This is a genomic window from Agrobacterium sp. 33MFTa1.1 (genome assembly GCF_004328495.1).
GTDB classification, from domain to species: domain Bacteria; phylum Pseudomonadota; class Alphaproteobacteria; order Rhizobiales; family Rhizobiaceae; genus Agrobacterium; species Agrobacterium pusense.
In genome coordinates this window covers 1,391,496-1,417,820 of the sequence record NZ_CP036358.1, presented here as the reverse complement: position 1 = coordinate 1,417,820, position 26,325 = coordinate 1,391,496, and the positions used below count along the sequence as shown (strand labels likewise).

Here is a 26,325-nt window from a genome sequence, read left to right as displayed (position 1 = left end):
CCACGGTTTTTCTTTTTCGGGCGGTGGTCATGACAATCGACAGGGCGACGATCATCAATGAAGCACTAACGGACATTGGTGCTGGCCCCATGTTCTCGATCGATGACGGTTCGGAGCTCTCCGAGCAGATCGAGGCCACCTGGAGGCGCGTTGTCGACCAGGTCTTTGGCATGCATGACTGGAGCTTTGCGCGCAAAACCTTCAAAAACAAGCGCCTTGCGGATCGGCCGGACAACGGGTGGAATTACGCCTTCGAGTTGCCGGGCAACCGTATCGGAAATCCCCTGAAGATCATGGATCGCGCTGGGCAATCCCCGTCGCCGCTTCGGTGTTTCGCGATCGAGGAGGGGCTGTTGTTCGCCAATGTGACAGACACCTGGTCACTCTGCAAAGTTCTGGTCGATCCTGATTACTGGGATCCTTCTTTCCGGGCGGCGTTTGTTATCGCCCTGTCTGGATATCTCGCGATCCCGGTCTGGGCCGATCAGGATCTCCGCGAGGCCAAACTTGTCGAGGCGTTCGGAACGCCGTCGCGCGAAGGGACTGGCGGTCTGTTTGGTCGCCTGATGGGGCAGGACAAGGCGAGCACGCCAATCGGCGAGCCGCTTCTCGCAAGTGATCCTCTTACTGCCGTTCATCATACTGGTGGTCGCGCCTATCTTCCTTGGCATGGAGAATTCTGATGGCTCGCGTCGCAGGACAGCTCAAAAGCTCAGCCAATGCCGGGCAGTTGGCGCAAAGCCTTTTTGGCAAGGTCAATCTCAAGCAGTATTATTCGGGCGCAAAGCGCATGCTAGGCGTAGAACCCGTGACACAAAGCGGTTTCCGGCTGCTTCCTGGCTCGCGCCTCGTCGGCGGTGCGCCGGCAATGCCAGTCGTGCAGACGACACTCGCCGTTAATTCGTCGCTCTCTTACACGCTGTACTTTATGGTCGGCCAGGTCGAGATCTGGCGTCAGGATCTCGTGAAGGTAGCTACCGTCGATATTCCGCAAATCACCGCGCAAATTCTTCCCGATCTAGAATTTTACGGCGAGGCCAATACGGTTGGTATCTTCCACCCTTCGATCTGGAGCGGGCTAAGATTGCTGAGAAGCTCCAGCAACGATGCTGTCTGGACACTTTCCGACTGGCCCTTTGAATTTATTCCCGATGTGGATTTGGGCGGAGACTATGCCAAGACGGACGATGTATGGGATATTTTTCTCCGGTGGGCCGAAGGCGTGCCGGATATTGTCCTGTCGATGAGCGTCGATGGTTCCACAACGTCGTCGGTACCGATGGGGACTAGCCCCGAGAGCGTTGAATGGTACGGGTACGCAGAGCAACTGCAGGACGCGATTGCAGATCTTCCCGGTTTCGGCACGGGTGTGACTGTCCAGTACACCGAAGGGGAAGGTCGCTATCGCCGCCTCATAGTGCGCTTCTCCGGCCCGTTGCAGGGCTCAGAGTATAACTTCGAAGCAAGCGTCGTAAACACGTCTGAGGCGTCCGCGCTCGTTTCGCATGTCGACTTTGGAAAGACGGCCGGCGAGCCGCTTATTTCTCCGTCGCGAGGTGGGTTTGCCGGAATGGTAAACTTCCAGGACCGATCGATTTACAACGCGCCTGCTGCGAAGCCGGCAGCAATGGCTATGTCGCGGACGGGAGAGTATTTCGACCTCAACATCCAGAGCCAGAACGATGCTGCAGCTCGCCTTGAGGCGCTGAGAACGGAAGTTTCGGAAACGATCCGTTACGTTGTCGATGCGACGTACCTGGTCGCATTTACCGATCGCGGGGAGTACTTCGCGTCTAACCGGACGATCGAGCGAAACAAACCACTCAACTGGGTGCGCGCTTCTGCGATCGGTATCAAAAATGGATGCAAGCCGGTCCTTCTGGACGGATCGATTTACTTTGTGTCGAGAGACGGTGGCCGATTGTATTCAGCCGATTATGATGCGGTCTCAGAGGCGTTCAAGCCTGTACCAGTCAACGATCTCTGCAACGACATCGTATCCAATATTCGGCGCATGGTCGTCCAAAAGAAAAGTGGTGACATGGCAGCTGACCGCCTTTTCCTCCTTAGAGAGGATGGCCGTCTGATTGCGTGCGCGACGAATGTCAGTCAGGACATCAGCCTAGCGGCGTGTGAGTGGCCCGTTGCGGGCGGCGGTTTTGTTCACGGCATCAGTGTCGACGGGCTTGATCGCGTATGGCTTACCGTTGAGCGTGATGGCTCTTTCACTCGTGAGATACTGACTGAGCCCGACGCTAACCTGCTGCAGCAAGCGGTCTACGCCAACACGGATCTGGCGGGCCAGATATCAGGGCTTGCAGCCTTGGAAGGCCGTGTGGTCTGGGCTGAAATAGACAACGATTTCCATGGGCCCTACACCGTCACTGGTGGAGCCATCCAGACTGGCCTAGCAGGCAAGTCCGCGATTGTGGGTCGTTGGACTGCGCCTGTTTATGAGGGCATGCCATATGTTCGGGTGCTTCCAAACGACGACGTTGTTCGCCGGCCCGGCAAAGTCGTTTCCGTGCGCCTCTACCTTGAAAACACTGCAAGCATCGCGATCGCTGCAAATGGACGTCCGGCTCGCGACCTGCCCCTGCAGCTGATGAGCGACGACTTGTCAGCGCCGAAACAGAATTACACCGGTCACCAGGTCGTCGCTGGTCTCATCGGCGCCTGCATGGATCCGACATTAACGATCACGCAAGTGCGGCCTGGGAGGCTGCAGGTGCGCGACTATATCGCGGGGGTTAAACTGTAATGGAGCTGGCGGCTAGTTTTGTGACGTCCATTTTCGGGGGCGGTAGCGCTGCAGCGGCCGGTGCTGGTGCGGCAACAACCGCCGCAGCTGCGCCAGCTGCCGCAGGTTTCTCGCTGAGTTCCTTGCTGCAAGGGACGGCCACCGTGTTGGGCATGGTCCAGTCGATCAACGCAGGAAAGGCGGATGCAGAGGCCGCAAACGCAGCGGCTGACGATGCGCGGCGCGAAGTGCCTCTCGAGACCTTACAGGGCATCAACCGGCGCACGGCGATCAAACAGCAAATGATGGAAAGCATCGGCCAGCAGGATGTAGCTTACGCTGCTTCCGGCGTTGACCTTTCTTTCGGCACCCCGCTCCAAGCGCGAAGCGATGCATTCCGCCAAGCGGATCTTGCTCTTACCTCTGACGTCGGAACCGAGCAGACGCGCGTCGCGCGCCTGCAGGAACGAGAGGCCGAATATCGAAAGCGTGCCTCTCGGGCGAAGCGATCGGCGATGTTCGATGCCGCGCTGATCGGCTTCAAGGGCGCAACCTCCATTGCAGACAGGTACTGACATGGCGAACAGACGGATTGACCCCGTATCCTACAAACCTTTCCAAACTCAGCCCCTTTTAAGTGAGGGGCTGCTTTCCGTTTCACGGGAAGGCGGCGACCTTGAGCGGAAGGTGGCCGCTGGGCTTGCCCGAATGGCTGATCATTTCGGCCAGCGTGCCGATCGCGAGGCCGAGCGCGCTGGCGAACTGGCTGGCGCTCGGGCAGCAATGGAGGGGGCACCGACCCCGGCGACCATCACGGGGGGCGGCTACAAAGCCGATCAGGTGTCGTCCGGTGTGCGGGTGAAGGTGCCGCCTGCGGAACTGCGGACCATGATCGCGGATGCTGCCGTGCGGAATGGTGTCGATCCGCATGCCTTGACGGAGGTGGCGGGTATTGAAAGCTCGTTCAACCCATATGCCAGGAACAATAACTCGTCGGCAGGTGGACTTTTCCAGTTCGTGGACGGGACAGCCAAACAGTATGGTCTACGTGACCGCTTCGACCCAGCCCAGGCATCTGACGCCGCGGCGCGTCTTATGCGCGATAATCGCGATCACCTCCGGAAAACTCTTGGGCGCGAGCCGAATGCAGGGGAATTGTACCTCGCTCACCAGCAAGGCGCAGGTGGTGCTTCCAAGTTGCTCGCAAACCCCAACGCCCGCGCTGTCGATGTGGTCGGCCATGATGCGGTGCGGTTGAACGGCGGTTCCGCAGACATGACGGCAGGTCAGTTCGCTGCGAAGTGGACGTCGAAGGTTGCTCCCAGTGGAGGATCTTACGACAAGCTCCCTTCTGCATCATCGGTGGAGCCGGTCTCGGTGACGCCTGTGCGGGAGGAGTTGGTAGTCACTCCTGGCAAGGCGGGCACCTTCCGGCCCTCCGGGCGCGATACGGTTTACGGCCGGGCTTTCGACGTCAAGGGTACCCGCACCTATCTCGAGATAGCAGACGCGGCCATGGTTCAAAACCAGCAGGCGGTCTTTGAAAGATACAAAGACGATCCTGTCTTGCTCGAAAAGGCACTACAGGAAAATCTGACCGCAGATCTGCGGGACAACGTTTTTGAGGAAATCGCGCCGGAATACACCGCCGCATACAACAAGCGCTCCATGGCATTGTTGAGCAAGGCGCGGGCCGATCAGAAAGAGCGGGCAGATGCTGCCAACCGTGTCGAATTTCTTGGCCGTGTGGACGAGCTCGAGAACCGCAAAAGCCAGCAGCTCGCCGGCCTGAAAATGGATGACGATGCAGCCGGCGCGGCGCTGGCTGACACGCAGTCCACCATCGACGCCCATTATGACAGCGCCGTTGCTCGAGGTGTCCTGACGGCAGGTGAGGCGGAAAAGGCAAAGCGGAAAAGCCGGTCGGATCTGACGGTAGGTTTTTACACCAGGCAGGCTGCACTGCTCAATGCTGACCAGATCAAGACGATGCGTGCGGATATGAAGCGCGATTATGCCGCCGGAAAGCTCGAGGGTGTCACGGCCGACGACTGGGACGCCATCGACAAAGGTTTGATGGGCGCGGAAAGCGCTCGCCGAACGCAGGATGCCAAATCGAATGCCGACCTTGAGAAGCGTGGCGAGGATATGGCTAAGCGCATCGCCCGTGGTCTCCCGGTGGGCGCTGATGAGTTGGCCCGGTTTCAGCTCGATGCCGGCACTGCGCCCCGCGGCAAAGAGATTGTGTCGTCTACTCTGACGCGTATGAAGATATCCGACGCTATCAGAACCCAGCCGATCGGAGAGGTGGAAAAATCCCTAAAAACCATCCTGGGTGAGAATGCGACATCCGACGATGTGGATTTTGCCCGGAAGGCGATAGCGGATCACCGCAAGGATCTGCAGGCGGATCCGCTCGGCGTTGCTGAGCGCTTCGGCGTCCTGCCTGTTTCTGAGGGCTTGCCACTGGATGGTGATGTGGATCCGGCGGCGGTTGCCGGCGCGTTCTCTGAGCGCATAAATGCATCCAACGCGGCCGGGCAACATTTCGGCGTTTCTCCGCGCTACTTCCGCCCTGGTGAAGCCGAGCAAATCGAGGCAGCCGTGAAGGCCGATCCGGCAAAGGGGCTGGCGATCGCTGCAGGTCTGGTGGATGCTGCAGGCCGCGACGCCGATCGGGTGTTGCGTGAGCTCGGGGAGACTGCGCCAGCGGTTGCTCTTTCCGGCGGCCTGATAGCTGCAGGTGGCAGCAGACAGGCGGCGCTCGATCTCATCTCCGGTTACGGAAAAAGTCCGGAAGGCAAGGCTTACACCGATATCCCGAACACAAAGCGTATTCCTGTTGCCCAGACGATTGCCGGCGACGCCCTCCAGTTCTCTCCTGCAGAGGTGAACCGACTTGACGAGGCGGCCGCCGCAATCGCTCGCAAGCGTCTTTACGATGCTGGCGTTGATCCGAAGAAAGAAGACGCACGGCCGTTTTATGAAAAGGCCTACCAGGAGGCGGCCGGCGCAACCTTCTCGAATGGCGTCCAGTTCGGCGGGTTCACGAAATTTAGCGGCGGGATGTTCTCCCGGTCTCGTCAGATCCTTGTGCCGCCATCCATCCGGGCAGACAAGTTCGGCGACCTCATCGATGCGCTCGAGGATGGTGATGTGGGGCAGGTGGTCGCCAAGAACGGACGCGCCTGGACCGCTCGCGATTTCCAGAAGGCGACGCCGATCGCGGTCAATGGTGGATACGCTTTTGCTTTGGGAGATCTGTCCGGCTCGTCTCCTCAATTCATTGCCGACAAAGATGGAAATCCCGTGGTGCTCGACCTCGCCGGCATGCGTGGCAAGCTCGGTGCACGCGTTCCGGGGGCTTACCGATGATCCAGCTGCCAAATGTCACGGATCTGCCTGCCAGCCGCTCGGCTGGGCCGGAAAGTTGGGGTGAGGCCTGGACGAAAGCGGCCGGCGCCACCGATGAAACGATGCGGCTGATCGAAAACACCAACGCCGATTATTATGGTCTCGAGAAAGCCTATGATGAGCGTATCAAGCTCATCGCCGATATCACCGGTCAGACATTGCCCAATCCAATGCGTGAGGCTGCAGCCGTCGATCTGGATCCCGATCGCGCGGCTGTTATGGCTATGTCACTCGGCGGTGGCGGCACGGCGTTTTCATCCGTTGATGATGAGAGCAGGGCATCGCGCGAACAGGAGTTCAACACCAAGGCGCTGTCGCTCTCGGGCAAATATCGGCAGGAAATCGAGCAGGTTCTGTCAACCAGTGTTGAAGACGCGCACAACCAAGTAATGCGTGATGCCGAAAAGGCATCACAGGAAGCATTGAACTCGCCCGAGCTCGGCGCGGCGGGGCGTCTTGGCGCGCAGCTTGTCGGCGGCCTGCGCGGCGCAGCTCGCGATCCGACGCAGTGGGGCATGGCGATGTTTGGGGCCGGTGGCGCGACGTCGTCAACGGTTGCTGGCCGGATCGGCAAAACCCTCCTGACAGAAGCGCTTTTGAATGGTGGGCAGGAATTAGTCCTGCAGGGACTGAGCCAGGAGCGTAAGCGCGCGGCCGGGCTCGAGCATGGTATGGGCGCCATGCTGCAGAATGCGGGCGTCGCGGCCGTGTTCGGCGCGCTGTTTGGTGGGTCGATCCAGGGCGGTGCTGAGCTTGCCCGCGTTTATCGCATGGGCAAAGGCGGGCCGGAGATCGCGGCGCGCGTCCTCGAGGGCAATCCCCAGCCTGGTGACATCGAAGCCATCGCGAAAGCCATGAATGTCGATCTCACACCTGAAAAACTCGATCTCATAAATCGCAGCTTTGAGGAGCGCTTGCTGGACGATTACATGGTGTCTTCGGACGCCTCGCCGGCACAGATCGAGGTCATGCAGGCCGCAGAGAGGTATGCGGCGGATCCGGACAATTTCCCGCCGCCTGAGATCGTCGAGCGCATGCTGGCGGAACAGGAGGCCGGACGCCTTCCGACCATGCGGCCCGACGATTACGAGCGGATTTACAGTGGCGACGCAAATGCAATCGACGATATCGCCGACACTTTTTTTGCTTCTGACGTTTCAGATGCCGCGCGGCGCATCGATGAGGCCGCTGCGCGCGTCGAGACTATTGCCGACAAGGTCTCCGATCCTTCCATTTCTCCTCAGTCGGCCGCGCGCCAGATCGATGAGGCTGCAGCGGCTTCGTCCGCTGATCGGTCACTGCAAGAGCAAGCTATACGCCCGCGCGTCGTCGCTGAGCCGCTCGATGACGTCAGTATGCGAAACGCCGAGATCCGCGCCGGCGAGCTCGCCGAACCCACGCGCGACGTGAACGGCAACCCCGAAAACTATTTCGACTTTATCGCGATCGAGGACGGCGACGGCAAGGTGAGCGTGGTTTCCGCCCGTGAAGCACTTGAAATGGCGTCAGAGCCTGAATTCCTCGCCGATCTCCTGGAGGCATGTAAACTATGAGCTTGCGCGATTGTCTGGCTTCCGCCGTTGCACAGGGGGCGATCAACTCGCGCCAGGCGGATGAATTGCACCGCTATTACGATGCCCGCTTTAACAGCAAGCGTTCGGCAATGCCGGAGCGGGAGGCGATGGCGGCTGCGCGCGATGAGGTGGCGGCCGCGCTGCGCGCCGATGCGAAAGAAATGCGCCGGCAGGTAAATCTGACGGAAGCCGCGCGCAAGGATCTGGCGGGCTTCATCGAGAACTACAGGGACAAGAAAGGCCGTCCGGACAAGCTCGATGCCGTTTTGTCGCTCATGATCCACAATGGTTACAAGGGCACCCAGAGCATGGCCGGCAAGGCCAACGCGATCATCGCCCTGGCGCATCGTGAGCTTTCGGATGTGATGTATCATTTCCGGCGCTCCAAGGGGCTCGGCCGTCGTTTGAACAAGGTCGATATTCCGGATCTCATCACCGCCATGCATGGTGAGCATGTGAGCAATCCAACGGCCAAAGCGCTGGCGGGTGCTCTCTCCGGCGTCCTCGAGGATCTGCGGCTGCGCTTCAATGATGCCGGCGGCAACATTCCAAAGCGGCAGGACTGGGGCATCGTGCATAGCCATAACCGCCGGGCGATCCGCAAGCTGGGTCGCACTCCGGAGGAGGCGCGTCAGCGCTGGAAAGATTTCATCCGGCCATTGCTCGATCCGGAACAGATGACCAATCCGAACACGGGGGAGGTGATCGGCGCCAATGGTCTCGATAGTTCGCTTGACTATGTTTTCGAAACGATCACCTCCGATGGCTGGGCGCATCGTCGGCCGGAGGGGCGCAAGTTCGGCAAAGGCAAGGTGGCCAGCAAATACCAAGACAGTCGCTTCCTGATTTTCAGGGATGCAAAAAGCTGGCTGACCTATAACGAGAAGTTCGGTAGCTCCGACGCGATCGGTTCCATTTTCAACCACATCAACGGCGTGGCGCGCGACATCGCCGCCATGGAGCGTTTCGGGCCGAACCCTGACGCGACCATGGAGTGGCTGAAGCAGGCCGTGCAGGTCGATATCGGTAAGCGCCAGTCTGGCGCGCTCAATATCGAAGGTCTGAAAGTTCCGGGTCTGGATGCTGTAAAAGTCGCTGAGTACCGCGTTGACAGTCTCTGGCGGGCATTACGCGGCCGAGAAACCGTCTTGAGTGGGCCGGCCCAATGGGCGGGTGATATTCGTAACCTCGCGACATCTGCGGCGCTCGGATCGACTGGCATTCTGGCGGCAGCGACAGATCCGTTTGTAGCGGCGGCATCGCGCCGGCTGGCTGGCCTTCCTGTCGTGCGTGGTTTCGGCGGGATCCTGAGGCGTTTCGCCAGTGACGGCGATCGCAAGGCGATGGCGCGCCGCGCGATGATCTGGGACGATTATCTGCACACGATGAATGAGAGCGCGCGCTTTGTCGACCAGATGTTTGGCCATGAATGGAGCCGCTATCTTGTCGATCGGTCGCTGACTTGGAACGCACTTTCGCCATTGACGGATGCCCGCAAGCGTCTCGAGGCGACGGCTTGGCATGAAACGCTCGGTGGCCTGGCTGAAAAGGATACCGACTGGATCGATCTTAATCCGCTCCTGCAGCGTGCCATGGAAGGTTTCGGCATTACGCCTGACGACTGGCACAAGATGCGTGCCGGCGTCGACGATATGGGTTTTCTGGATCCGGGCGGCGTCTTTGAGAAGACGGGCGATCGTATGCTTGCCGAAAAATATGCCGAGTTCATTCAGCAATGGCAGGAACGATCGGTTCCGGCAGGAGATCCGCGCATCAAGAGTGTGCTGACGGGAAAGGTGGAGCGCGGCACGATCCTGGGGGAAATCGCCGAGTTCGGATCCCAGTTCATGAGCTTCGGCATGAGCTTTACGGCGCGGCAGATGGAGGCGATGTATGTCTATTCCATGCTCTCGAAAAGCACGGCAGGTCGCGTTGCTCGCGGTTCGGGGTATTTTGCAGCTATGGCTATACCTTTGACGATCGGAGCGGCGATGTACACCCAGATCCTGAGTGTGCTGAACGGAAAAGATCCGGAAGACATGACGGAAGGCAAGTTTTGGGTAAAAGCCTTCGTCAAGGGCGGTGGTGGTGGTTTGTTTGCCGACTTCGTCGATAAATCGGAAAATCGTTTTGGGCAGGGCCTGACGGCGACACTGGGGGGTATTGGTGGGGCGTTTATTTCAGACACCGTGGATCTCACGCTTAAGAGTGTCCAAGCTATTATTTACCCGGAAGACCAGCAGGTAGGTCGCGCAGCGGCGAAGTATGTTGGTCGTTACACGCCTATCCTGTCTTCGCACCCAGCAACGCGCCATTGGTATCGTCGTGCCTTCGTCGATCAGCTGCAGTGGCTGCTCGATCCTGATGCCGATAAAAGTTTCAAGTCTCAGAAGGCCAAAGCTTCACACTGGTGGGAGCCTGGTGAACTGACGTTCAAGCGGCTGCCAAACCCTGAGGCCGCGCTGGGGGCTGATTAGGCCGGCCCCGCACTTAACATTGCCCGCTGGCCCTTACGCTCTGCCTGATCCAAAAATTCAGGCGGGGCGACAATGGTTGAAAATCCTTATCCTATTCCTCGGCAGCTTAGGCAGAGTGGCATCCTCCTGGGCGATGGCGGAGATACCTATGGCCCGTTTGACTTCGAGATTTTCGATACAGACGACGTCGTCGTTTGTTGGCGGCCGACAGGTGCAAAGCGGTACGTCGAGGTTACCGGCGTCGTCGTCACGAAGGTCAACGGCAACAATGTTCTGAACCCGCTCGATTATTTCAGCATCAAATTCCCGGCGGCTGTGCCGGCGTCAACGCGGTTTGTTGTTTTGTCCTCGCGCATCGCTGCTCGTGACGCCGGCGTGATGTCCGGAACGCGAATTAATCCGGATGCGCTGGAAAAAGAATTCTCCAAGATTGCCACCCAGCAGCAGGAGCTGCGTCGAGATCTCGGACGCGCAATTATGACGGATTTCGGTTCGCAGAGTTTCACGCTCGATGCCGGTATCCCGGATGGCCGAACCTTAATGAAAGAGGGCGACCGCCTCGTGGCGGGTCCCGATATCGTCGCGATAGGCGATGAGGTTGAGGCCGCAAAGAGCATTGTTCAGGGATGGGTGAACGATATCGTTTCGTCGAGTGAGGTTCCGATTGTCGCTACAGCTGTAGGGCTTTCGGGCATGACGATAAAGGATGGGATCATTGGGTTGGAGACGCGTGGCTATTACGCGGCTGATGGGAAGGGGGCCGCGCTCTACCGCCTCAAGCCTGCGCTTGAAGCTGATGAGCCTGGACAGCAGCTTTCCAACTCTGGTGCCAAGCGATGGGGGTTGGCCCATCGTGTTGCAGGCGGGCGAAAGGAGATCGACGTTCTTGCGTACGGCATTCGTGCCGGTGAAGATGTGACGGCAACGGCGCGGTCCATCTATTCCGGACTTTCCAACGCTAAAGTCATTTGGCCCGCCGGGTCCTTTTACCTGACGGACTTCATCCCTGTTTACGGTGATTTCGTCGAAACGCAGGGGGCCGGCCGGCGCGATACTATCTTCCGCCAGAAGACTTGGGGTCGGCCGGTGTTTGCGACCGCTGATCCCGCCGATATGTCAGTACGGCCGGCTGGGGCCAGGTTCCTCGATTTTGGCGGAGAAACGTGGAATAGCGGCATCAAATGCTATTTTCACGATGCGTTTTTTGCTCCCGGTTCGGCAGGGCCATATGTTTGCGGCGCTGATCCATCCACGACGCCCGGCAAGGTGTTTCTTTTCAGGAACGGCGTTCTTGAAAACCCAGCGAGTATTGCAGGCCTCGGCACGTCATCCGTAACCTTGACCCTCTCATCGCCACAGGGCGCGAACGACTACATCCTGATCAAGGTCACGAATAAGGACGACTTGCAGGCAGCGACAAGCCTATGGATTTCAGGTGTTGCTCAGGCTGCAAGCGATAGTGCGCTGATCTTCCACGGTGGCGGTGATGATTTTGTTGCGGAGCGGCTGCATGCTGAAGGCTTCGTATGTCCCGTTGCGTTCTATGGTGACTGGACAAGCAATGCGGCCGGTGCTCAGAGCCGCAGACCGAGAATCTACGACATCTCGTTCGACAACTGCGATTTCCTTTTGTTCACGGAGGGGCGAGATGGGTATGTTGACCGCATCATCGGAGGCAAGATTTCCGAAACGCAGACCGATACTGGTCTGACCGTTGGGCAGGCTCCAGTTTATAAGGACCCGCACGTCCTTTATGTCGCTGACCGGTCGACCCTCGCCACTACAGAGAATATGAGGATTGGCGTTCTTGATGGAGAAAACAGATACTCGTCCAACTACAAATTCCGGAATTGTCGGGGTCTAACCGTTGAGGGGGGCGCGGCGCTTTCGTTCTTTCGCCATCTCGATATTGAGGGTGCTGAAAATTCGTTCTTGCACTTCCCCGCCTTGGGTGGAGCATTCAACGGCCACATGGACGGCCAACGAGCGGTGTTCAACCTATATGGGTGTCAAGGGGTAACGATATCGGTTGATCGCCTATACCTAACGTCCGACATTGCGTTTCTGGCACGCTTTCGCAGGGGGTATCAGGTAGGAGGCACCGGTGCCCAGGTCGTTTGCTCGCAGTGCACGATCATCATCAAGGATTTGTTCATAAATGCCTCCGCGTTGCGCACCAACGCCTGGATCGTAAACCACGCCGGCGTCGATTGCCGGGTGATTGTTGAGAACCTGCACATCCTTAATCAGATGGGCGGTTATTTTTATTTTGCCCGCGAGGAGGAAATAGGCGCGCCTGTTCTTACGGCGCAGCGAGGAGGATTGACGATCCGCAACATCTACTGCGCAAGCGCTATAGATTTAAAGCTGGCTGCTCTGATTGGCCAGAACGGCGGCCCCAATCCAAACGGTATGGCCATCGACGTCGATCTTGACGCAATAAGAAGTGGTAATCTTGTTCCCACAACATTTGATCTCCGGGGGGCTAACCATAAAGCTCTATATCGCCGATCGGGCGCGCAAGTCATTCCTTTCACCATTAGAGCCAATGGGGACTCTATCCTCTCTTACAGCAACACTGTCGGATTAACTGTCGCGAAGATTGGCGTCGGGCAATATCGGGTGACGCACAATCTCGGACACGACAACTATGCCGTTTCCGTGATCGTTGAGCGAACGTCGGTCGCAACGAGGAATGTCTTCGTTGATAATGAAACGACGACAACTTTTGATGTCTTCGTGTTCGACGCCGCTAACCCGCAAGATTCTACGGTAAGGGGGATTATCGCCGCCAAGGCTTTTGGTCTGTAAATTTCGTGCCGCCTCTTCACGCGAGGGCGGCCGTAGTGGTAGCAAACCAATGCCCTAAAGTGGAGGTTCCGTTGCAACTGTTGGGAAGACAAACGCTCGTTAGCAAGAAATCGGGTGAAAACTGCAAAAAAAATTTTGGTGGCGATCACCGAATAGGCATCAGATATGCGGGCGATGCGGGAACGTTCCTTGATCATTCCGGCGGGATGCTCCGCCCGGATCCGCTCGGAAGTTCTCTCACATACGTTTTCCAAGGCGACGGAATTGCCATCGCGTCAAACAATATCGCGGACCTAATTCATGAGATGCGATCTGCCGGCGTTTCAGTGAAGATAAACCCCGCGGCCCTTGGTGTGACATTAGCCATGGGGAACCTGCAATCTGGCGATCTTCCGGTTGAGGGCGCGAAGTTCCTGCCCGTCCAGTCGCAAGTCTATCTGGCGAACGGCCAGGCAACCATCACCAGTGCCAGGGACAATTCGGTAGACACTCTTACGGACGAAGCGCTCAGAGACCGTGCCATCGATGAAATTCTAGAAAATCTGAACGCGATTGCTGTCGGACAAGAGCGCATCGTTCTGGAGATGACTGGTGGCCTTGACAGCCGTGTGACCCTGGCTGCTGCTCTTCATCTCGGGTTACATGACCGGCTAGATTTCCTGACCCGTGGGAACGGTACGCCTGACAGAATTTGCTCGGAACGTTTTGCTCACGCTTTTGATATCGACTTGGTCAACAGTCCCTATTCCGCAGAGCTCATCTCCGACGCTGAGTTTGAGGGACATGGCGCATTTTGCGCTGGTGTTCGCTGGCTGGACGACGTTGCGTTCAGGATGGTCCGACCGCGAACAGACTTTCGGGTAATAACTGGCGCAATGGGAGAGCTGTGGCGCAACTATTATTCTGAGGTCCAGTACTACAATTTGGGGCGGCGGAACGACTACTTCGATCAACCTATGACGGAACCTCTCGCTAAGGAAATGTTCGCACTTTTTGCGGGTAGACGGAAGCTGCTTGCAGACGAAAGATCGGCGGAGGATTTATTCGTCTCACAGCTATGTTCTGAGCCGGGGTCTGTTGGGCAACGTTTGTTCGATCAGTACATCGGCTTCCGGAACCGCATTCACTACGGCGGCGCGGCGACAGCGCGGCAGCAATACTTTCAGTCATTCGACCCGCTCTATTCGGTTTCTGGCTATGAGCTGGCGAGGCGCAAGGATACAGAGTGGCAGCTATTCGGTGAGTTGTCGTTCGAGATAATCGACCGTTTGTTTCCGGCTCTAAATTCCTTCCCTCTCGCCGAGAAGGAAATTGCGCCTCGTTTCGCATCTGCGGCGCGTGAGAAACGATTTATCAAGGGTCGGCGTCCTATGCAGGGCATGCGGGACAGAGCGCCTATCAAAAATATCGAGAAGTACCCGCCAAACAAAGAAAAGGCGAATGACATCATGGTCGAATACACGTTGCCCCGCCTAGATAAGCTGGCCGGCGTTCTCAACCTCAATCTCATTCGCAAGCAACTGGCAGAAGACCCCGCAAAACACAAGGCACCAATATGCAAGATGGCGGCAACTGGTGTAATGTTGATGGGGTTGGTCGAGAGCTCTCCGTGATGACTGCCTAGGGCATTTGACGCTACCCTCCGGCGTTTACCATGGCTCCAGTTGAAAAACCGGAGCCTTTTTCATGTCTGCAAAGCTGCCTGACGCCGTGCCCTTGCATGCGCAAAACCTGCTGGACTTCATCGGTGATATCGAAGCACCGCAAGGATACGACACAATTTTCGGGAACCGTCAGGGAAACTTGGCCATTCCGCTGACCCAGATGACGTACGGTAACATCGTCGACGCTCAGGCTAATTGGGGCAGCAAGACTTGGGTGCGGAATAACTGGGGGCATAAAACCGCCTCGAGCGCTGCCGGCCGATACCAGTTCATGCGCGCGACGCTGCAGGGCATCGCCAAGGAAATTCGCACGATCGACGGCCGAACCATCTTCGCCCCCAGCCTGCAGGATCGTCTGGGTTATTATCTGCTTCTGCGTCGGGGGTATTCCGAGTTTATCGCCGGGAAACTAAATCTGGTGCAGTTTGGCCTTAATCTTGCGAAGGAGTGGGCAAGCTTTCCGGTCCTTTCTGAAACGGATGGTGCTCACCGGAGAGTAGCTCGCGGTCAGAGCTATTACGCCGGCGACGGCGTTAATAAGTCTCTTGTGAAGCCGGAGCAGGTTGAGCAGCGCCTACGGCATGTTCGCGACCTTGCTGCGCTTATGACTGAGGCGGATACCGCCGCGACTGTTGGTGTGAAGCCTTCAAGGGGCGGGCGAGGCAGCGGCGGCACGGCTGCAGCGCCGATCGAAAACGTCGGCCCTGACGCCGTCGAAAAGCCAAAGGTCAAGCCGGTCAGGAAGTCCGGCCGCTTCTGGACGTGGCTGCTCGCGGGGGGCATCTCGAGCACGACGATCACCGAAAAGCTGGGGGCTTTCCAGCTTGATTGGCGCGTTCAGATCGCGCTGCTCGCCGTTATCGTCGGATTTGCGGTCTACGCTATCACGACGATGCCGGCGGTTCGTCGTGCGTTGGGGATAGGCGATGCTTAATCGTCTCGCAATAGTGGTGGTTGCCATAGGTGGTGCGGCCGCCGGCGTCGCGGCCACCTATGCCGTCGCCTCGCTGGTTATGGTGCCGGCGGCCAAACGAGAGGGAAGGTCGGCCGCACTTTCTGAGATTGCGATCGCGGCAGCAAAGGTTGAGATGCAGAGGAAGGGTGACGATGCGAGCCTGCAGACCAAAACAGATTATGAGCTTTGCGTTCTTGGCCTTCGCAGCAACGGCGTGCCAGTCGATGCCTGCGAGCAGCTGCGCGGGTTGGGCAAAGAATAATCTTTCCCCTGGCGGACTTGTGGCGTTGATCGCTGCCGATCGGCCGGGAGCTGAACGCGTCATTGGAAATGATCGCAACGGCCAGCGGCAAGGCTGTTGGAGTTGAGCGCTCATTTGACGGAACCGGCATGATGCCAGAATGCTTGTAGTAATCGATATCCGAAAGCGCTGGCGCCATGTCCCTCACTGAATTTCTCGATGCAATTGGTATCAAGCTCGGCGTGCTGCTGGCGGGCTTCTTTGGCGGCGTCCTTCGGGCCCTTTCCCGCCCAAATGTTACGTGGAAAGAAATGATCATTTCGCCAGTATGTGGCGCTCTGGCCGCGGCTTACCTCACAACGCCGTTGTTGCATTATCTTTACAGCATCAACTGGCCGCTTCCGGAGGATCCGCTTGCCACCATGAACGCTGCTGCTTTCCTGACCGGAGCGAGTGCGATGTGGATTTCCGATCTGGTAATATCGAGGCTGACACGGTGGGCTGGTGGCAACCCGGTCTGACATCCATGTCGGATGAAAGTCGGACGGTCGGAATAATGTCGTACGAATGTCGGAAAAATACTGAAAACTATTGATTTTATTTAGGTTTTTGGCGACCCCTGCAGGACTCGAACCTGCGACCTACTGCTTAGAAGGCAGTTGCTCTATCCAGTTGAGCTAAGGGGCCGTCATGCCGGGCAATCGATGCTCCGGCAAAAACTTTGGTCGTCGTGTTTCAGTGCGTCCAGGGCTGGGTGCGGTTGAAACGGAAATTGTCGGTGTAGGAAACCACCTTGCGAGTCGCCTCTTTCGGCTGGATCACGCGATATTCGATGCCCTTGCGCTGGGCATAGGCTTCGGCCTGTTCCTGTGTCTCGAATGTCAGCTTGACCTGCTGTTTCATGTCGGAACTGGAGGTGTAGCCCATGATCGGATCGATCTTGCGCGGAACCTCGGCGTCGAATTCCAGAACCCAGACATTGGTCTTCGCCTTGCCGGATTGCATGGCGGTTTTTGCAGGGCGGTAAATCTTCGCAGACATGTCGAAACTGCTCCGGTTGGACAGCGGGGTGAAACCCCGGATTATTCATCACGTACCTGAATAGAATAACCAAATCGTGTCAGGAACGTTGAATTTGAAATGGACCGAGTTCAAGTGAGAGTCAAGACGATTATCCCCTTGCTGTCGGTTCATGCGCTGCCCGTTCGACCTTACGTTTAGCTCAACAGTGTCGTGGCTGAACAAAGATGAATTTCCCTGTTGCGGACTGCGTATGAACCGTGTATTCCCCAGCCATCGCCTCGGCGGAGTGTAGCGCAGTCTGGTAGCGCATCTGGTTTGGGACCAGAGGGTCGGGAGTTCGAATCTCTCCACTCCGACCATTTTAAGGCAAAGCATCAGCTTTCCGGCGTAACCTCCTCGCATAAATCGTCATTATTCCGCTGGCGGGCCGGCCAAAGTGCTTTCCGCCGTACCGATTGTCATGACATTGCCGCGCCATGCCACTGCGCTGCCAATCCAGCTTCTCGTCCAGATGACGGGCATGATGATGTCCCGTGCGATCATGGCCGGCAGGGTATGGAGCGATATTGGCCACCCGTTGAGGGCGGTCAGGGCCAATTCGGGGCCGTATATGAGGACGAGGACGGCGAGGGCGGTCGCTAAGAGGTTCACATCCATCATGGCCGCCGCGGTGAGTGCGAACAGAAGCGGGGGAAGTGCGCCCGTCAGGATTTCCGGCGCGAAATATTGCGGGAAGGTCACGCGCCTGAGCCGCGCCCAGCGGGCCTGGCGTGACCAGATCTCGCCGGCGTGACGCTGGCCGAGCGGTTGCTCGAAAGGGGCGGAGACAAGATGCACCCTGCGGCCAGCGTTTCGCACCAGCTTCGTCGAGGCGGCGTCTTCGGCGATTTCGGCGGCGAGGGCGCGGATACCCCCATGGTCTTCGAGGAACGGTTTGTTCCACAACATGGATTTGCCCTGCGCGAAACCCATTCCGATGGCTTCTGCCGCATATTGCCAGCGGCCCTGCGCGCCGTTGAGGAAGGCGCATTCCACATGCGCCCAGAAACCCGTCGGCCGCGAGCCCAGCGGCGGGGAGCACACGAGGCCGCTGTCTTTCCGCCAGGCCGACATCATGCGCGTCACGTAGGATTTCGGCATCAATACGTTCGAATCGGCGAGGATGACCCATTCATGCCGGGCGGCCAGCCAGCCCTTGACGCAATTGTTCAGTTTTGGATTGGCACTGATCCGGTCGTCGCCGATGAGCAATTGCGCTGAAACGGAAGGAAAGGCGCTCTGGGCTTTGCGTACTTGCGCAATGACGGGGTCGAATTCATCTGCAACACAGAAAAGCAGTTCGTAATCCGGCCAATCGAGCTCGAAGGCGCGTGACAGCGTAAGAGGGGTGAAACTTTCCACACCGCGCAGTGGCACAACGATCGAGACAGGCGGTTTTTGCCGCGCAAGGGAATTTTCCGGGTCGCGCCGCTTTAGCCGCCACCCGGCAAGGCAGATACCGAGAAGGTTGAAAGCGACGAGCAGAATTGCGCAAAGGGCAAAGACGGTTTCCATGCTGGCCAGGTCCACTCCCGAGCTTCCGGCGGTTTGTCCGCCCGGTGATTCCACGGAATTTGTCTCTGCCGATTATAACGTTTGCGTGACAGTTACATGTCACCGGCGGCAGGCGGGAGTTTTCCACGCGCGACCTCGTGCCTGAAACAGTGAACGCCAAAAGAAAAGCCCTTCGCGGAGAAGGGCCAGTCATCAACGCGGATAATGAACGTCAGTGCATGTTGAGAATATGAGCGTGACTGCTTGCGATGAGAAACGACTCCCGCGCTTTTTCGATGTCGCATCGTCCTGCGATGGCATCGAGGCAGTTTCTGCGTGCTTCTTCATATTCCGGGCCGTGTTCTTCCGGCCAGCGGTACATCAGCATGTCCAGCGCTACCAGCGGGCTGTAGATTTCCACTGCTGCGGACAAGGGCAGGTGGATCGCCACCGGCTTCATCCACGAGGCGTGGTGACACGGCTCCGTTCTGTTGATCAGCATGTCATTTTCCTCCTGTTTCACGCGCCTTCATGGCGGATTTCACTCCCTTTTCACTCCCATGCGCGAAATGCCCGCCTCACGAAATGGTTCCCGATCACCTAAAATGTGATCGATTGGGGGGTTCCAATTTTTCAAGATGAATGGAAGATGAACAAATAGATGAACCGGAGATGAACAAAACCGCCACCAAGGCGTTGTAATGTCCATAAGAAGGAGAACACATATGTTCAATCTGTCAGGTATTCAGGAAAGCTTCTTTGGTGACCGCATGGCAGGCGTATGCCAGGCCATTACCTCGGCACTGGCCTTCGAATCAGGTCTCGAAAAGTCGCGCATTTCCGCCACTGTCGAAAATGACGTGATCTATCTGGAAGGCACGGCTGATTCGGTCGAGGCGATCGACATCGCCATCAACCTTGCCGCTTCCATTTCCAACTGCAGGATTCTGAGTCATATAGAGCCGGTCTACTGAACATTGCGCCAGCCGGGCGAAACATCGTCCGGCTCATTCAGACGCAATAACGCGGCAACGTCACTTCCGGTTGCCAATTTGCGCGCTGCGCACAATATCGCCAGGCTTGATGCCGTAACGTTTCGCAGCGCCGCCATTCAGTTCTAGCACGAATTTCACTGGCCCGCGGGAGCTGATGATGGCTTCCGAATGTGGAACCGCGTTCTCGTGGATGTGGGTGATGCGGCCGTCACGGCCAATGAAAAGCATGTCGAGCGGAATAAGCGTGTTCCGCATCCACATGGCGACATCACGCGGTTCACCGAAATTGAACAACATGCCGTTTTCCGGTGGCATGCTCTTGCGGAACATCAGGCCCTGTTCGCGCTGGGCATTGTTCAGCGCCAGTTCCACAGTGAAATCGTGGCTTTTTCCCCCGGCCGTTTCAATCTGCAGCGGTTCGGAGGTGAATGTCTGCTGTTGCTGCGCCTGGGCGGCGCTGGCCAGCGTGAAAAAAAGAAGCGCCATAACGGCGCTCTTCACCATATCGGGCAGGGCGGACATCAATGCGACATCCCGATCGAAACCGGGTTGTCCGGATGGATTTCCGCGGCCATCAGGCCTTTGTCGCCATCGCCATAACGCACCAGCACAACCTGCCCGGGGCGAAGTTCGGTCAGGCCGAAACGGCGCAGTGTCTCCATATGCACGAAAATGTCTTCCGTTCCTTCGCCACGCGTCAGGAAACCGAAACCCTTGGTGCGGTTGAACCACTTGACGATGGCGCGCTCCAGTCCGCTGGACGGCGTCACCTGCACATGGGTGCGCACCGGCGGCAGCTGCGAGGGGTGGACGGCGGTGGACTGATCCATGGAGAGAATGCGAAATGCCTGAAAGCCACGGTCGCGCCGCTGGATAAGGGCGACAATGCGCGTGCCTTCAAGGATCGTCTGGTAACCGTCGCGACGCAGGCAGGAAACATGCAGCAGCACATCCTGTGTGCCGTTGTCGGGCACGATGAAGCCGAAACCCTTGGCGACATCGAACCACTTCACGACGCCGGTGATCTCGGTCAGGTCCACGGCATCGCCCGAAAGGTCCTCGACATCGACTATCGTTTTCGATGACATCCTATCAGCCATATCCTGCCAACCCCTCGATTACGCGCCATACACCGGTCAACTGATTCCTGTGCGCCAGATTAACATCTTGGTAACGGTTTCACGCAAGCCCTAGTTTTTGATTTACGCAGCTGCTTTTATGTCGCCGTCCTTGTCCGGGGCTTGCGATCATGCGTTTAACGGCTTCGGACCCGTGTAATGGAGAGGAATAAAATGCGGTATCTGCACACGATGGTTCGCGTCAAAGACCTTGGCGAATCACTTAAATTCTATGTCGACCTGCTCGGCCTTACCGAAATACGCCGAATCGAGAACGAAAAAGGCCGCTTCACTCTCGTGTTTCTTGCAGCTCGCGACGACGTTGCTGCGGCGAAGGAAAACAAGGCGCCGTGCCTCGAACTCACCTATAACTGGGATAGCGAAGATTATACCGGCGGCCGCAATTTCGGTCACCTCGCTTATGAGGTCGATAATATCTACGACTTCTGCGCGCATCTGCAGCAGAACGGCATCATCATCAACCGGCCACCGCGAGACGGGCATATGGCCTTCGTACGTTCACCGGATGGTATTTCTTTCGAAATTTTGCAGAAAGGCGAAAGCCTCGCACCAGCCGAACCGTGGATATCTATGCAGAATACCGGTTCCTGGTAGGGATTTTCCGGTGAGCAGCAGCGTTTTCGGGCGCTCTTGCCTTGTCCTGAGGGGATGAGGCATAGTCCGCGAATCGAAACGGCCAGTCCCGTTTTGGGGGAAGCACACGATTCCGTTCCCGTGCTGCTGTTGGAAATAAAAGATACGGAGGCCACCCATGAAAACTGTCGAGGGCGCAAAGGGACGCGTTTCTTGTCGGCGTCTCGTCATCGCGGTTTCGTTGCTGGGGCTTTCCGGATGCGTTTCGGCGGTGACTGACGAGGAGATGGCCGCCACTGCCAAAAAGCCGGAAGTTGCCGGACAGCAGAAGCAGCAGATGGCCGCAACTGCTGCACCCGCGGCCGGTGCGCAGCAGGGGCATTATGTGGATCCCGCCGTGGCGTCAGCGGCTGGCGCGACCACGGCTCCGGCGCAGCATCAGGCAGCGGGCGGCCCGGCACAGGGTTACGGCGCTGCCGCCGATATCGCCGGACTGACGACGCAGCCAACGGGAATTTCCGCTGGAACATCAAGCATCTATTCTACCGCATCCGCAGTGCCTTCCCCGGCCGCCACGGCGCCCGGCGCGGCCGGGGCGGGCGTGTCTTCCCAGAAAATCACACCTGCGCTCAGCAGCGTTTACTCCGCCCCTGTGCAGGCGGCGCAACCGCAGCCGGTATCCGCGCCTGTTGCTGTGCCGTCAGCCGCGCAGGTACCGGAGCAGCACAGCGAGAACCGCCAGCCCGCTGCCGTGCCGGTGCCACAAACCGCATCGGAACAGCTTGCTTCGGTGCAGCCCGCGACCAGTGCCGCCATGGGCGACGAGAAGCAGGAAGGCGAAGGCAAGGGCGTCACGCTTGCAGCATTTTTCGCCGGTGCAGCCAAGAAGCGCCTGCCGAAAATGATCGAAAGCGGTTCGGCAGGTGGCACGCAGGTGGCCGCACTTCCGGGAGCGGCGGACAAGACGATGGGTATTGCGCTCTCCGGTCGCTCGATGATGTCCGACGAATTCGACGACGCTCATCTCGATGAAGAGGACGATGAACCCACCGGGCTGATGAAGCTTGCCTCGCTCTCCGGCCTGACCCGCGTCGCGCCGAACGGGCTTTTCCTGCAGACAGATCGCGTTGAAGTCGGTTGTTTCAAGCCGGAGCTCATCAGCATGATCAAGGATGTGGAGCGACATTATAACAGCCCGGCCATTGTCACCTCGGGCTACCGTCCGCCAAAGGGAATAAGGCAGGGTTCAAAACACTATACCTGCGATGCGGCCGACATACAGATCAAGGGTGTCTCCAAGTGGGAGCTTGCAACCTATCTGCGTTCCCTGCCCAACCGCGGGGGTGTCGGCACCTATTGCCATACCGAATCTGTCCATATGGACACCGGTGAACCGAGAGACTGGAACTGGCGCTGCCGCCGTACCGCCGCGCGGAAGTGATTGCGACCATTCCTTGCCGGCTTACAGCCACGGCACTCCTGACGATGGACAGTGGAGCGTGACCGTGGACGCAACGTTCCCATTGTTGTAGGACGCGGCGGTTCATTGTTTCCCGCTTATGGTGCCTTGCGAAATGCAGCCTGTGTCCAATTTGCCCGTCTACATTTACCCGACTGAGGCGGCTGCCAGCTTATCTTCCAGCTTCTATGACAATATAGCACGTTACATCTACGCGTACCGCTAGGCGTCCGTGTTGGCGACGCTTTTATTTCCTGTATTGATGTTGGAAACGCTTTGAACACCCGAGGGGATCATTGCCTGCCGGTTGGGTAAGTCCATGGAAATAAATACGAAAAATATTGTGATGTGGTGAGAGCGCAGGGATTCGAACCCTGGACCTACTGATTAAAAGTCAGTTGCTCTACCGGCTGAGCTACGCTCTCCCGTGGCGGGCTTGGCTGCCCTTCGGAAGTGCGCGGAACATATGTAGAGCGATCCGTTCGGTCAACCCAAAAAAAGCGCTTTCGGCGATCAATCCGGTTTTTTTTGTCGCACCCCCGAAAAGGTGATTGGAGAGAGGGGGCGGTCGGGGATAAAACCGGCGTCAAGTGTGTCTGCCTGGCGGCTGAAATCGTTTTGCGGCAATGACATGCGTGAAAATGAAGCGCGAAGCGGTGGCGGCTCTCAAGAATCGCGGCGGCTTTGCGGGATGCGGAGTTTCTGTTGTCGATTGCCGATATTTCCCTGTTCAGCGCGCTTTTGGCTGGCGCTCTTTCGTTTCTGTCGCCCTGCGTTCTGCCGCTGGTGCCGCCTTATCTCTGTTATATGGCGGGTGTGTCGGTCGAGCAGTTCAGGACGGAAGACGCGGCACCACGGCCGGAGATTCGCAGGGCCGTTCTGTTTTCGGCCGTCTTTTTCACACTCGGTTTTGCCACCGTCTTCGTGGCGCTGGGCGCGGGCGCCTCGACGATAGGCACGCTTCTGCGCCAGAATCTCGACATTCTCGCCAAGATCGGCGGTTTCATCATCATCCTGATGGGCCTGAATTTCCTGGGCGTGTTCCGTATCGGCCTGTTTTCGCGCGAGGCCCGGTTTCAGGGCGCGGGCAAGCCGGCGACGCTGTCCGGAGCCTATATCATGGGACTCGCCTTCGCCTTTGGCTGGACGCCCTGCATCGGCCCGGTTCTTGGCGCGATTCTCGGCGTTGCTGCTTCACGCGACACGGTCGGCGACGGCGCAATGTTGCTTGCGGTTTATTCTCTTGGCCTTGCGGTACCGTTCTGGATCGCGGCGGCGTTTTCCGGCTCCTTCATGCGTTTCCTCGTCCGCTTCCGTCGCCATCTCGGCCTCGTGGAAAAGCTGCTCGGCGTGTTGCTGGTGCTCACCGGCCTCGCTTTCATATCCGGTTTTATCACCAATGTGGCGATCTGGTTCCAGGAGACCTTTCCGATCCTGATGCAAATCGGCTAAGCCTCCCGCTGGAGTTGCTTGCGGGGGAGACATAGTGACTGACATCGTGGGATTGCTGTTGCCGTTTTTCGGCCTCATCTTGATCGGCTACGGCGCTGCGCGCATCACGAAACAGCCGGTCGAGGCGATGGGCTGGCTGAACACCTTCATCATCTACGCGGCGCTGCCGGCGCTGTTTTTCAAGCTGGTGTCGAAAACGCCGGTGGAAGAACTGGCGCGGATGGATTTCGTTGCCGCCAGCCTCGTCTGTACCTATGGCATTTTCTTGGTTGTGTTCCTGATCGGTCGTTTTGTCCGGAAAAACAGCCTCGCGGAAACGACGATCCAAAGTTTCGCGGCAAGTTACGGCAATATCGGCTATATGGGCCCGGGCATTGCGCTTCTGGCGCTCGGCGAAAAGGCGGCGGTGCCTGTGGCGCTCATCGTCTGCCTCGAAAACGCCGCGCATTTCATTGTCGCGCCGGCGATGATGGCCGTTGCAGGCGGCGACAAGCGTTCCCCGGCGAAGCTTGCGCTGGATGTGGCTCGCAAGGTCATCACCCATCCCTTCATCGTATCCGTCATCGCCGGTTTCCTGGCCGCTTCGCTGTCATGGCAACCGCCGGAGGCGGTGCAGCGGCTGGTGGATTATCTGGCGCAATCAGCCGCACCCTGTGCGCTGTTTGCAATGGGCGTGACGCTGGCCCTTCGGCCGATGAAGCGGGTGCCGGTGGAGATCAGCTACATCGTGCCGGCAAAACTCATCCTGCATCCGCTCGCCGTTTATCTCGTGCTGTCGTCGCTCGGGCGATTCGAGCCGGTGTGGATCTATTCCGCCGTGCTGCTGGCTGCTTTGCCGACCGCGACGAATGTCTTCGTCATCGGCCAGCAATATCATGTGTGGCAGGAGCGGGCGTCGGCGACGATCCTGATTTCGACGGTGCTGTCGGTTCTCACGCTGACGGGCGTGGTTTATTTCATCCAGCCTTTTTGAAGCTGCCGAACAGCAGTGAGGGCAGGGCCTTCAGGCCCCGGCCGGGTTCGATGCCTTCGCGCATGACAATGCTTCGGAGCGTACCGATGCCGGAAAGCACGTGCAGGCCGGCTGCGCGCGCCATCTGGATGGGCAGGAAATCCGAAAGCAGCGAGCGGTTCAGGAGATCGACGCTCAGTGTGCGGCTATAGACATCCGCCCGCCGCCTGCGGTCGAAGCTGCTGCCGGCATCGGCCGCAATGGGGCGGTCGGAAACGGCGCTCAGCAATTCCGTCAGTGAGATGATGTCGCGCAGGCTGAGGTTCAGTCCCTGTGCGCCGATGGGCGGAAAACCATGTGCCGCCTCGCCGATCAGGGCGACGCGGCCCTTGCCGAAGCGATGGGCGGTCATGGAAGAGAGCGGCCATGCCTGGACGCTATCCTCGACGGTAACGGCGCCCAGCATGGACTGCATGCGTTCCTCGACCCGAAGGCTCAGCGCTTCCAGTGGCAGGGCAGTCAGTTCTTCCGCCTGTTGCGGGGTGACGACCCAGACGAGGCTGGAGCGGTTGCCGGGAAGGGGAACCTGCGTGAAAGGGCCGGTGGGCGTGTGGAATTCCGTCGAAACATTTCCATGCTGTCGGCTGTGGCCGAAGTTCAAAACGACGGCGGTCTGCGGATAGGACCAGGATTTCACGCCGATGCCGGCTGCATCCCGGACCATCGACTTCCTGCCATCTGCCCCGATGAGGAAATCGGCAGAGAGCGTTTCGCCATCCGCAAGCGTCACCGTCGCGCGGTCGTCGCCGAGATCGATCGTCTCGGCGAAGGTGTCGAGGCGGGTAATATTGTGTTCCTGCTCCACCGCTTCGCTGAGAACACCGAGCAAGGCCTCGTTGGGGATGTTCCAGCCAAATGCATCCAGGCCGATTTCGGAGGAACGGAACTGCACTGTCGGTGCTCGCAACAGACGGTCGGTTCCGTCTATGATCTGCATGGTGGAAAGGCGGGCGGCCGAAGGCGCGATGCGTGACCACAGGCCGAGACGGTCCAGGAAGCGGATAGACTGGTCCATGAGCGCCGTGGTGCGCCGGTCCTTCCTGTCGGTGGAAGGTGCTACGAGCGCCACGTGGCGACCCGCCCGTGCCAGTGCGATGGCCGCGATCTGACCCGCAAGTCCTGCACCTGTTATGGCGATATCGAAGTGTCTCATGGTCCTGATCCGTTGTTATTTCCAGAGCATCATAAAGGCTTTGCATCGGCAAATCCACTTCCGGACGGGAACATCCGGTTGTGAAGATTCATTGGGTCTGCTGCCACATT

22 protein-coding genes and 3 tRNA genes are annotated in these 26,325 nt (G+C 58.3%); 17 read left to right on the top strand and 8 right to left on the bottom strand.

The window, feature by feature from the left end:
- Positions 1-29 precede the first annotated feature (29 nt).
- The 11 genes from EYD00_RS07170 (at position 30) to EYD00_RS07120 (ending at position 16,397) form a co-directional block, all read left to right on the top strand.
- Positions 30-683, top strand: coding sequence for a phage connector family protein (locus EYD00_RS07170; RefSeq protein ID WP_034499036.1), 654 nt, complete (start codon positions 30-32; stop codon positions 681-683).
- Complete coding sequence (locus tag EYD00_RS07165; RefSeq protein ID WP_034499035.1) at positions 683-2,761, top strand: phage tail protein; 2,079 nt, start codon at positions 683-685, stop codon at positions 2,759-2,761. The genes EYD00_RS07170 and EYD00_RS07165 overlap by 1 nt, the downstream gene beginning before the upstream one ends.
- 20 nt (positions 2,762-2,781) lie before the next feature.
- Positions 2,782-3,315 (top strand): hypothetical protein, encoded by a 534-nt coding sequence (locus tag EYD00_RS07160; RefSeq protein WP_131258799.1) that lies wholly within the window; start codon positions 2,782-2,784, stop codon positions 3,313-3,315.
- 133 nt (positions 3,316-3,448) lie between these two features.
- Positions 3,449-6,115, top strand: a complete 2,667-nt coding sequence (locus tag EYD00_RS26420; RefSeq protein ID WP_051674215.1) for a lytic transglycosylase domain-containing protein — start codon at positions 3,449-3,451, stop codon at positions 6,113-6,115.
- Positions 6,116-6,324: 209 nt separating this feature from the next.
- Positions 6,325-7,707: a hypothetical protein gene (locus EYD00_RS07150; RefSeq protein ID WP_131258796.1), complete on the top strand. Its 1,383-nt coding sequence runs from the start codon at positions 6,325-6,327 to the stop codon at positions 7,705-7,707.
- Positions 7,704-10,205, top strand: a complete 2,502-nt coding sequence (locus tag EYD00_RS07145) for a hypothetical protein (RefSeq protein WP_034499030.1) — start codon at positions 7,704-7,706, stop codon at positions 10,203-10,205. The genes EYD00_RS07150 and EYD00_RS07145 overlap by 4 nt, the downstream gene beginning before the upstream one ends.
- A gap of 72 nt (positions 10,206-10,277) precedes the next feature.
- Entirely contained in the window at positions 10,278-13,016 is a 2,739-nt protein-coding gene (locus EYD00_RS07140) for a hypothetical protein (protein WP_034499028.1), read from the top strand.
- A 71-nt stretch (positions 13,017-13,087) separates the two neighbouring features.
- Entirely contained in the window at positions 13,088-14,629 is a 1,542-nt protein-coding gene (locus EYD00_RS07135) for a hypothetical protein (protein WP_034499026.1), read from the top strand.
- A gap of 73 nt (positions 14,630-14,702) precedes the next feature.
- Positions 14,703-15,614: a lysozyme family protein gene (locus EYD00_RS07130; protein ID WP_034499023.1), complete on the top strand. Its 912-nt coding sequence runs from the start codon at positions 14,703-14,705 to the stop codon at positions 15,612-15,614.
- The gene (locus EYD00_RS07125) at positions 15,607-15,897 is read left to right on the top strand and encodes a hypothetical protein (RefSeq protein ID WP_034499020.1); all 291 of its coding nucleotides are present in this window, start codon (positions 15,607-15,609) and stop codon (positions 15,895-15,897) included. Before EYD00_RS07130 ends, EYD00_RS07125 begins: the two co-directional genes overlap by 8 nt.
- A gap of 176 nt (positions 15,898-16,073) precedes the next feature.
- Positions 16,074-16,397, top strand: a complete 324-nt coding sequence (locus EYD00_RS07120; RefSeq protein ID WP_034499017.1) for a hypothetical protein — start codon at positions 16,074-16,076, stop codon at positions 16,395-16,397.
- 89 nt (positions 16,398-16,486) lie between these two features.
- On the opposite strand, the gene EYD00_RS07115 is transcribed toward EYD00_RS07120, so the two are convergent.
- Positions 16,487-16,563: transfer RNA gene (locus EYD00_RS07115), tRNA-Arg, on the bottom strand.
- 48 nt (positions 16,564-16,611) lie between these two features.
- Positions 16,612-16,917, bottom strand: a complete 306-nt coding sequence (locus tag EYD00_RS07110) for an ETC complex I subunit (protein WP_004442361.1) — start codon at positions 16,915-16,917, stop codon at positions 16,612-16,614.
- Between the two features lie 264 nt (positions 16,918-17,181).
- On the opposite strand from EYD00_RS07110, the gene EYD00_RS07105 reads away from it, so the two are divergent.
- A tRNA-Pro gene (locus EYD00_RS07105) sits at positions 17,182-17,258 on the top strand.
- 52 nt (positions 17,259-17,310) lie between these two features.
- Here EYD00_RS07105 and EYD00_RS07100 read toward each other — a convergent pair.
- Together EYD00_RS07100 and EYD00_RS07095 are read right to left on the bottom strand one after the other, a co-directional pair.
- A complete protein-coding gene (locus EYD00_RS07100) occupies positions 17,311-18,453 on the bottom strand; it encodes a ceramide glucosyltransferase (RefSeq protein ID WP_004442359.1) in 1,143 nt (380 codons plus the stop codon).
- 211 nt (positions 18,454-18,664) lie between these two features.
- Complete coding sequence (locus EYD00_RS07095; protein ID WP_004442357.1) at positions 18,665-18,934, bottom strand: DUF982 domain-containing protein; 270 nt, start codon at positions 18,932-18,934, stop codon at positions 18,665-18,667.
- A 223-nt stretch (positions 18,935-19,157) separates the two neighbouring features.
- Here EYD00_RS07095 and EYD00_RS07090 point away from each other — a divergent pair, with 223 nt between their 5' ends.
- A complete protein-coding gene (locus EYD00_RS07090) occupies positions 19,158-19,406 on the top strand; it encodes a BON domain-containing protein (RefSeq protein ID WP_003522642.1) in 249 nt (82 codons plus the stop codon).
- Between the two features lie 60 nt (positions 19,407-19,466).
- On the opposite strand, the gene EYD00_RS07085 is transcribed toward EYD00_RS07090, so the two are convergent.
- Together EYD00_RS07085 and EYD00_RS07080 are read right to left on the bottom strand one after the other, a co-directional pair.
- On the bottom strand, positions 19,467-19,949 hold the full coding sequence (locus EYD00_RS07085; protein WP_004442355.1) for a DUF192 domain-containing protein: 483 nt from the start codon (positions 19,947-19,949) through the stop codon (positions 19,467-19,469).
- Complete coding sequence (locus tag EYD00_RS07080) at positions 19,949-20,527, bottom strand: cold-shock protein (protein ID WP_004442353.1); 579 nt, start codon at positions 20,525-20,527, stop codon at positions 19,949-19,951. The genes EYD00_RS07085 and EYD00_RS07080 overlap by 1 nt, the downstream gene beginning before the upstream one ends.
- Positions 20,528-20,719: 192 nt before the next feature.
- Here EYD00_RS07080 and EYD00_RS07075 point away from each other — a divergent pair, with 192 nt between their 5' ends.
- Together EYD00_RS07075 and EYD00_RS07065 are read left to right on the top strand one after the other, a co-directional pair.
- On the top strand, positions 20,720-21,160 hold the full coding sequence (locus EYD00_RS07075) for a VOC family protein (RefSeq protein ID WP_004442352.1): 441 nt from the start codon (positions 20,720-20,722) through the stop codon (positions 21,158-21,160).
- Positions 21,161-21,317: 157 nt separating this feature from the next.
- The gene (locus tag EYD00_RS07065) at positions 21,318-22,580 is read left to right on the top strand and encodes a D-Ala-D-Ala carboxypeptidase family metallohydrolase (RefSeq protein ID WP_004442350.1); all 1,263 of its coding nucleotides are present in this window, start codon (positions 21,318-21,320) and stop codon (positions 22,578-22,580) included.
- Between the two features lie 367 nt (positions 22,581-22,947).
- Here EYD00_RS07065 and EYD00_RS07060 read toward each other — a convergent pair.
- Positions 22,948-23,023, bottom strand: a tRNA-Lys gene (locus EYD00_RS07060).
- Positions 23,024-23,303: 280 nt separating this feature from the next.
- Here EYD00_RS07060 and EYD00_RS07055 point away from each other — a divergent pair.
- Together EYD00_RS07055 and EYD00_RS07050 are read left to right on the top strand one after the other, a co-directional pair.
- The gene (locus EYD00_RS07055) at positions 23,304-24,050 is read left to right on the top strand and encodes a cytochrome c biogenesis CcdA family protein (RefSeq protein ID WP_004442349.1); all 747 of its coding nucleotides are present in this window, start codon (positions 23,304-23,306) and stop codon (positions 24,048-24,050) included.
- A gap of 34 nt (positions 24,051-24,084) precedes the next feature.
- Entirely contained in the window at positions 24,085-25,023 is a 939-nt protein-coding gene (locus tag EYD00_RS07050) for an AEC family transporter (protein ID WP_004442347.1), read from the top strand.
- On the opposite strand, the gene EYD00_RS07045 is transcribed toward EYD00_RS07050, so the two are convergent.
- Positions 25,007-26,215 carry a UbiH/UbiF family hydroxylase gene (locus EYD00_RS07045; protein WP_004442345.1) on the bottom strand — a complete coding sequence of 403 codons (1,209 nt, stop codon included), beginning with the start codon at positions 26,213-26,215 and terminating at the stop codon, positions 25,007-25,009. The genes EYD00_RS07050 and EYD00_RS07045 overlap by 17 nt on opposite strands.
- Positions 26,216-26,325 lie beyond the last annotated feature (110 nt).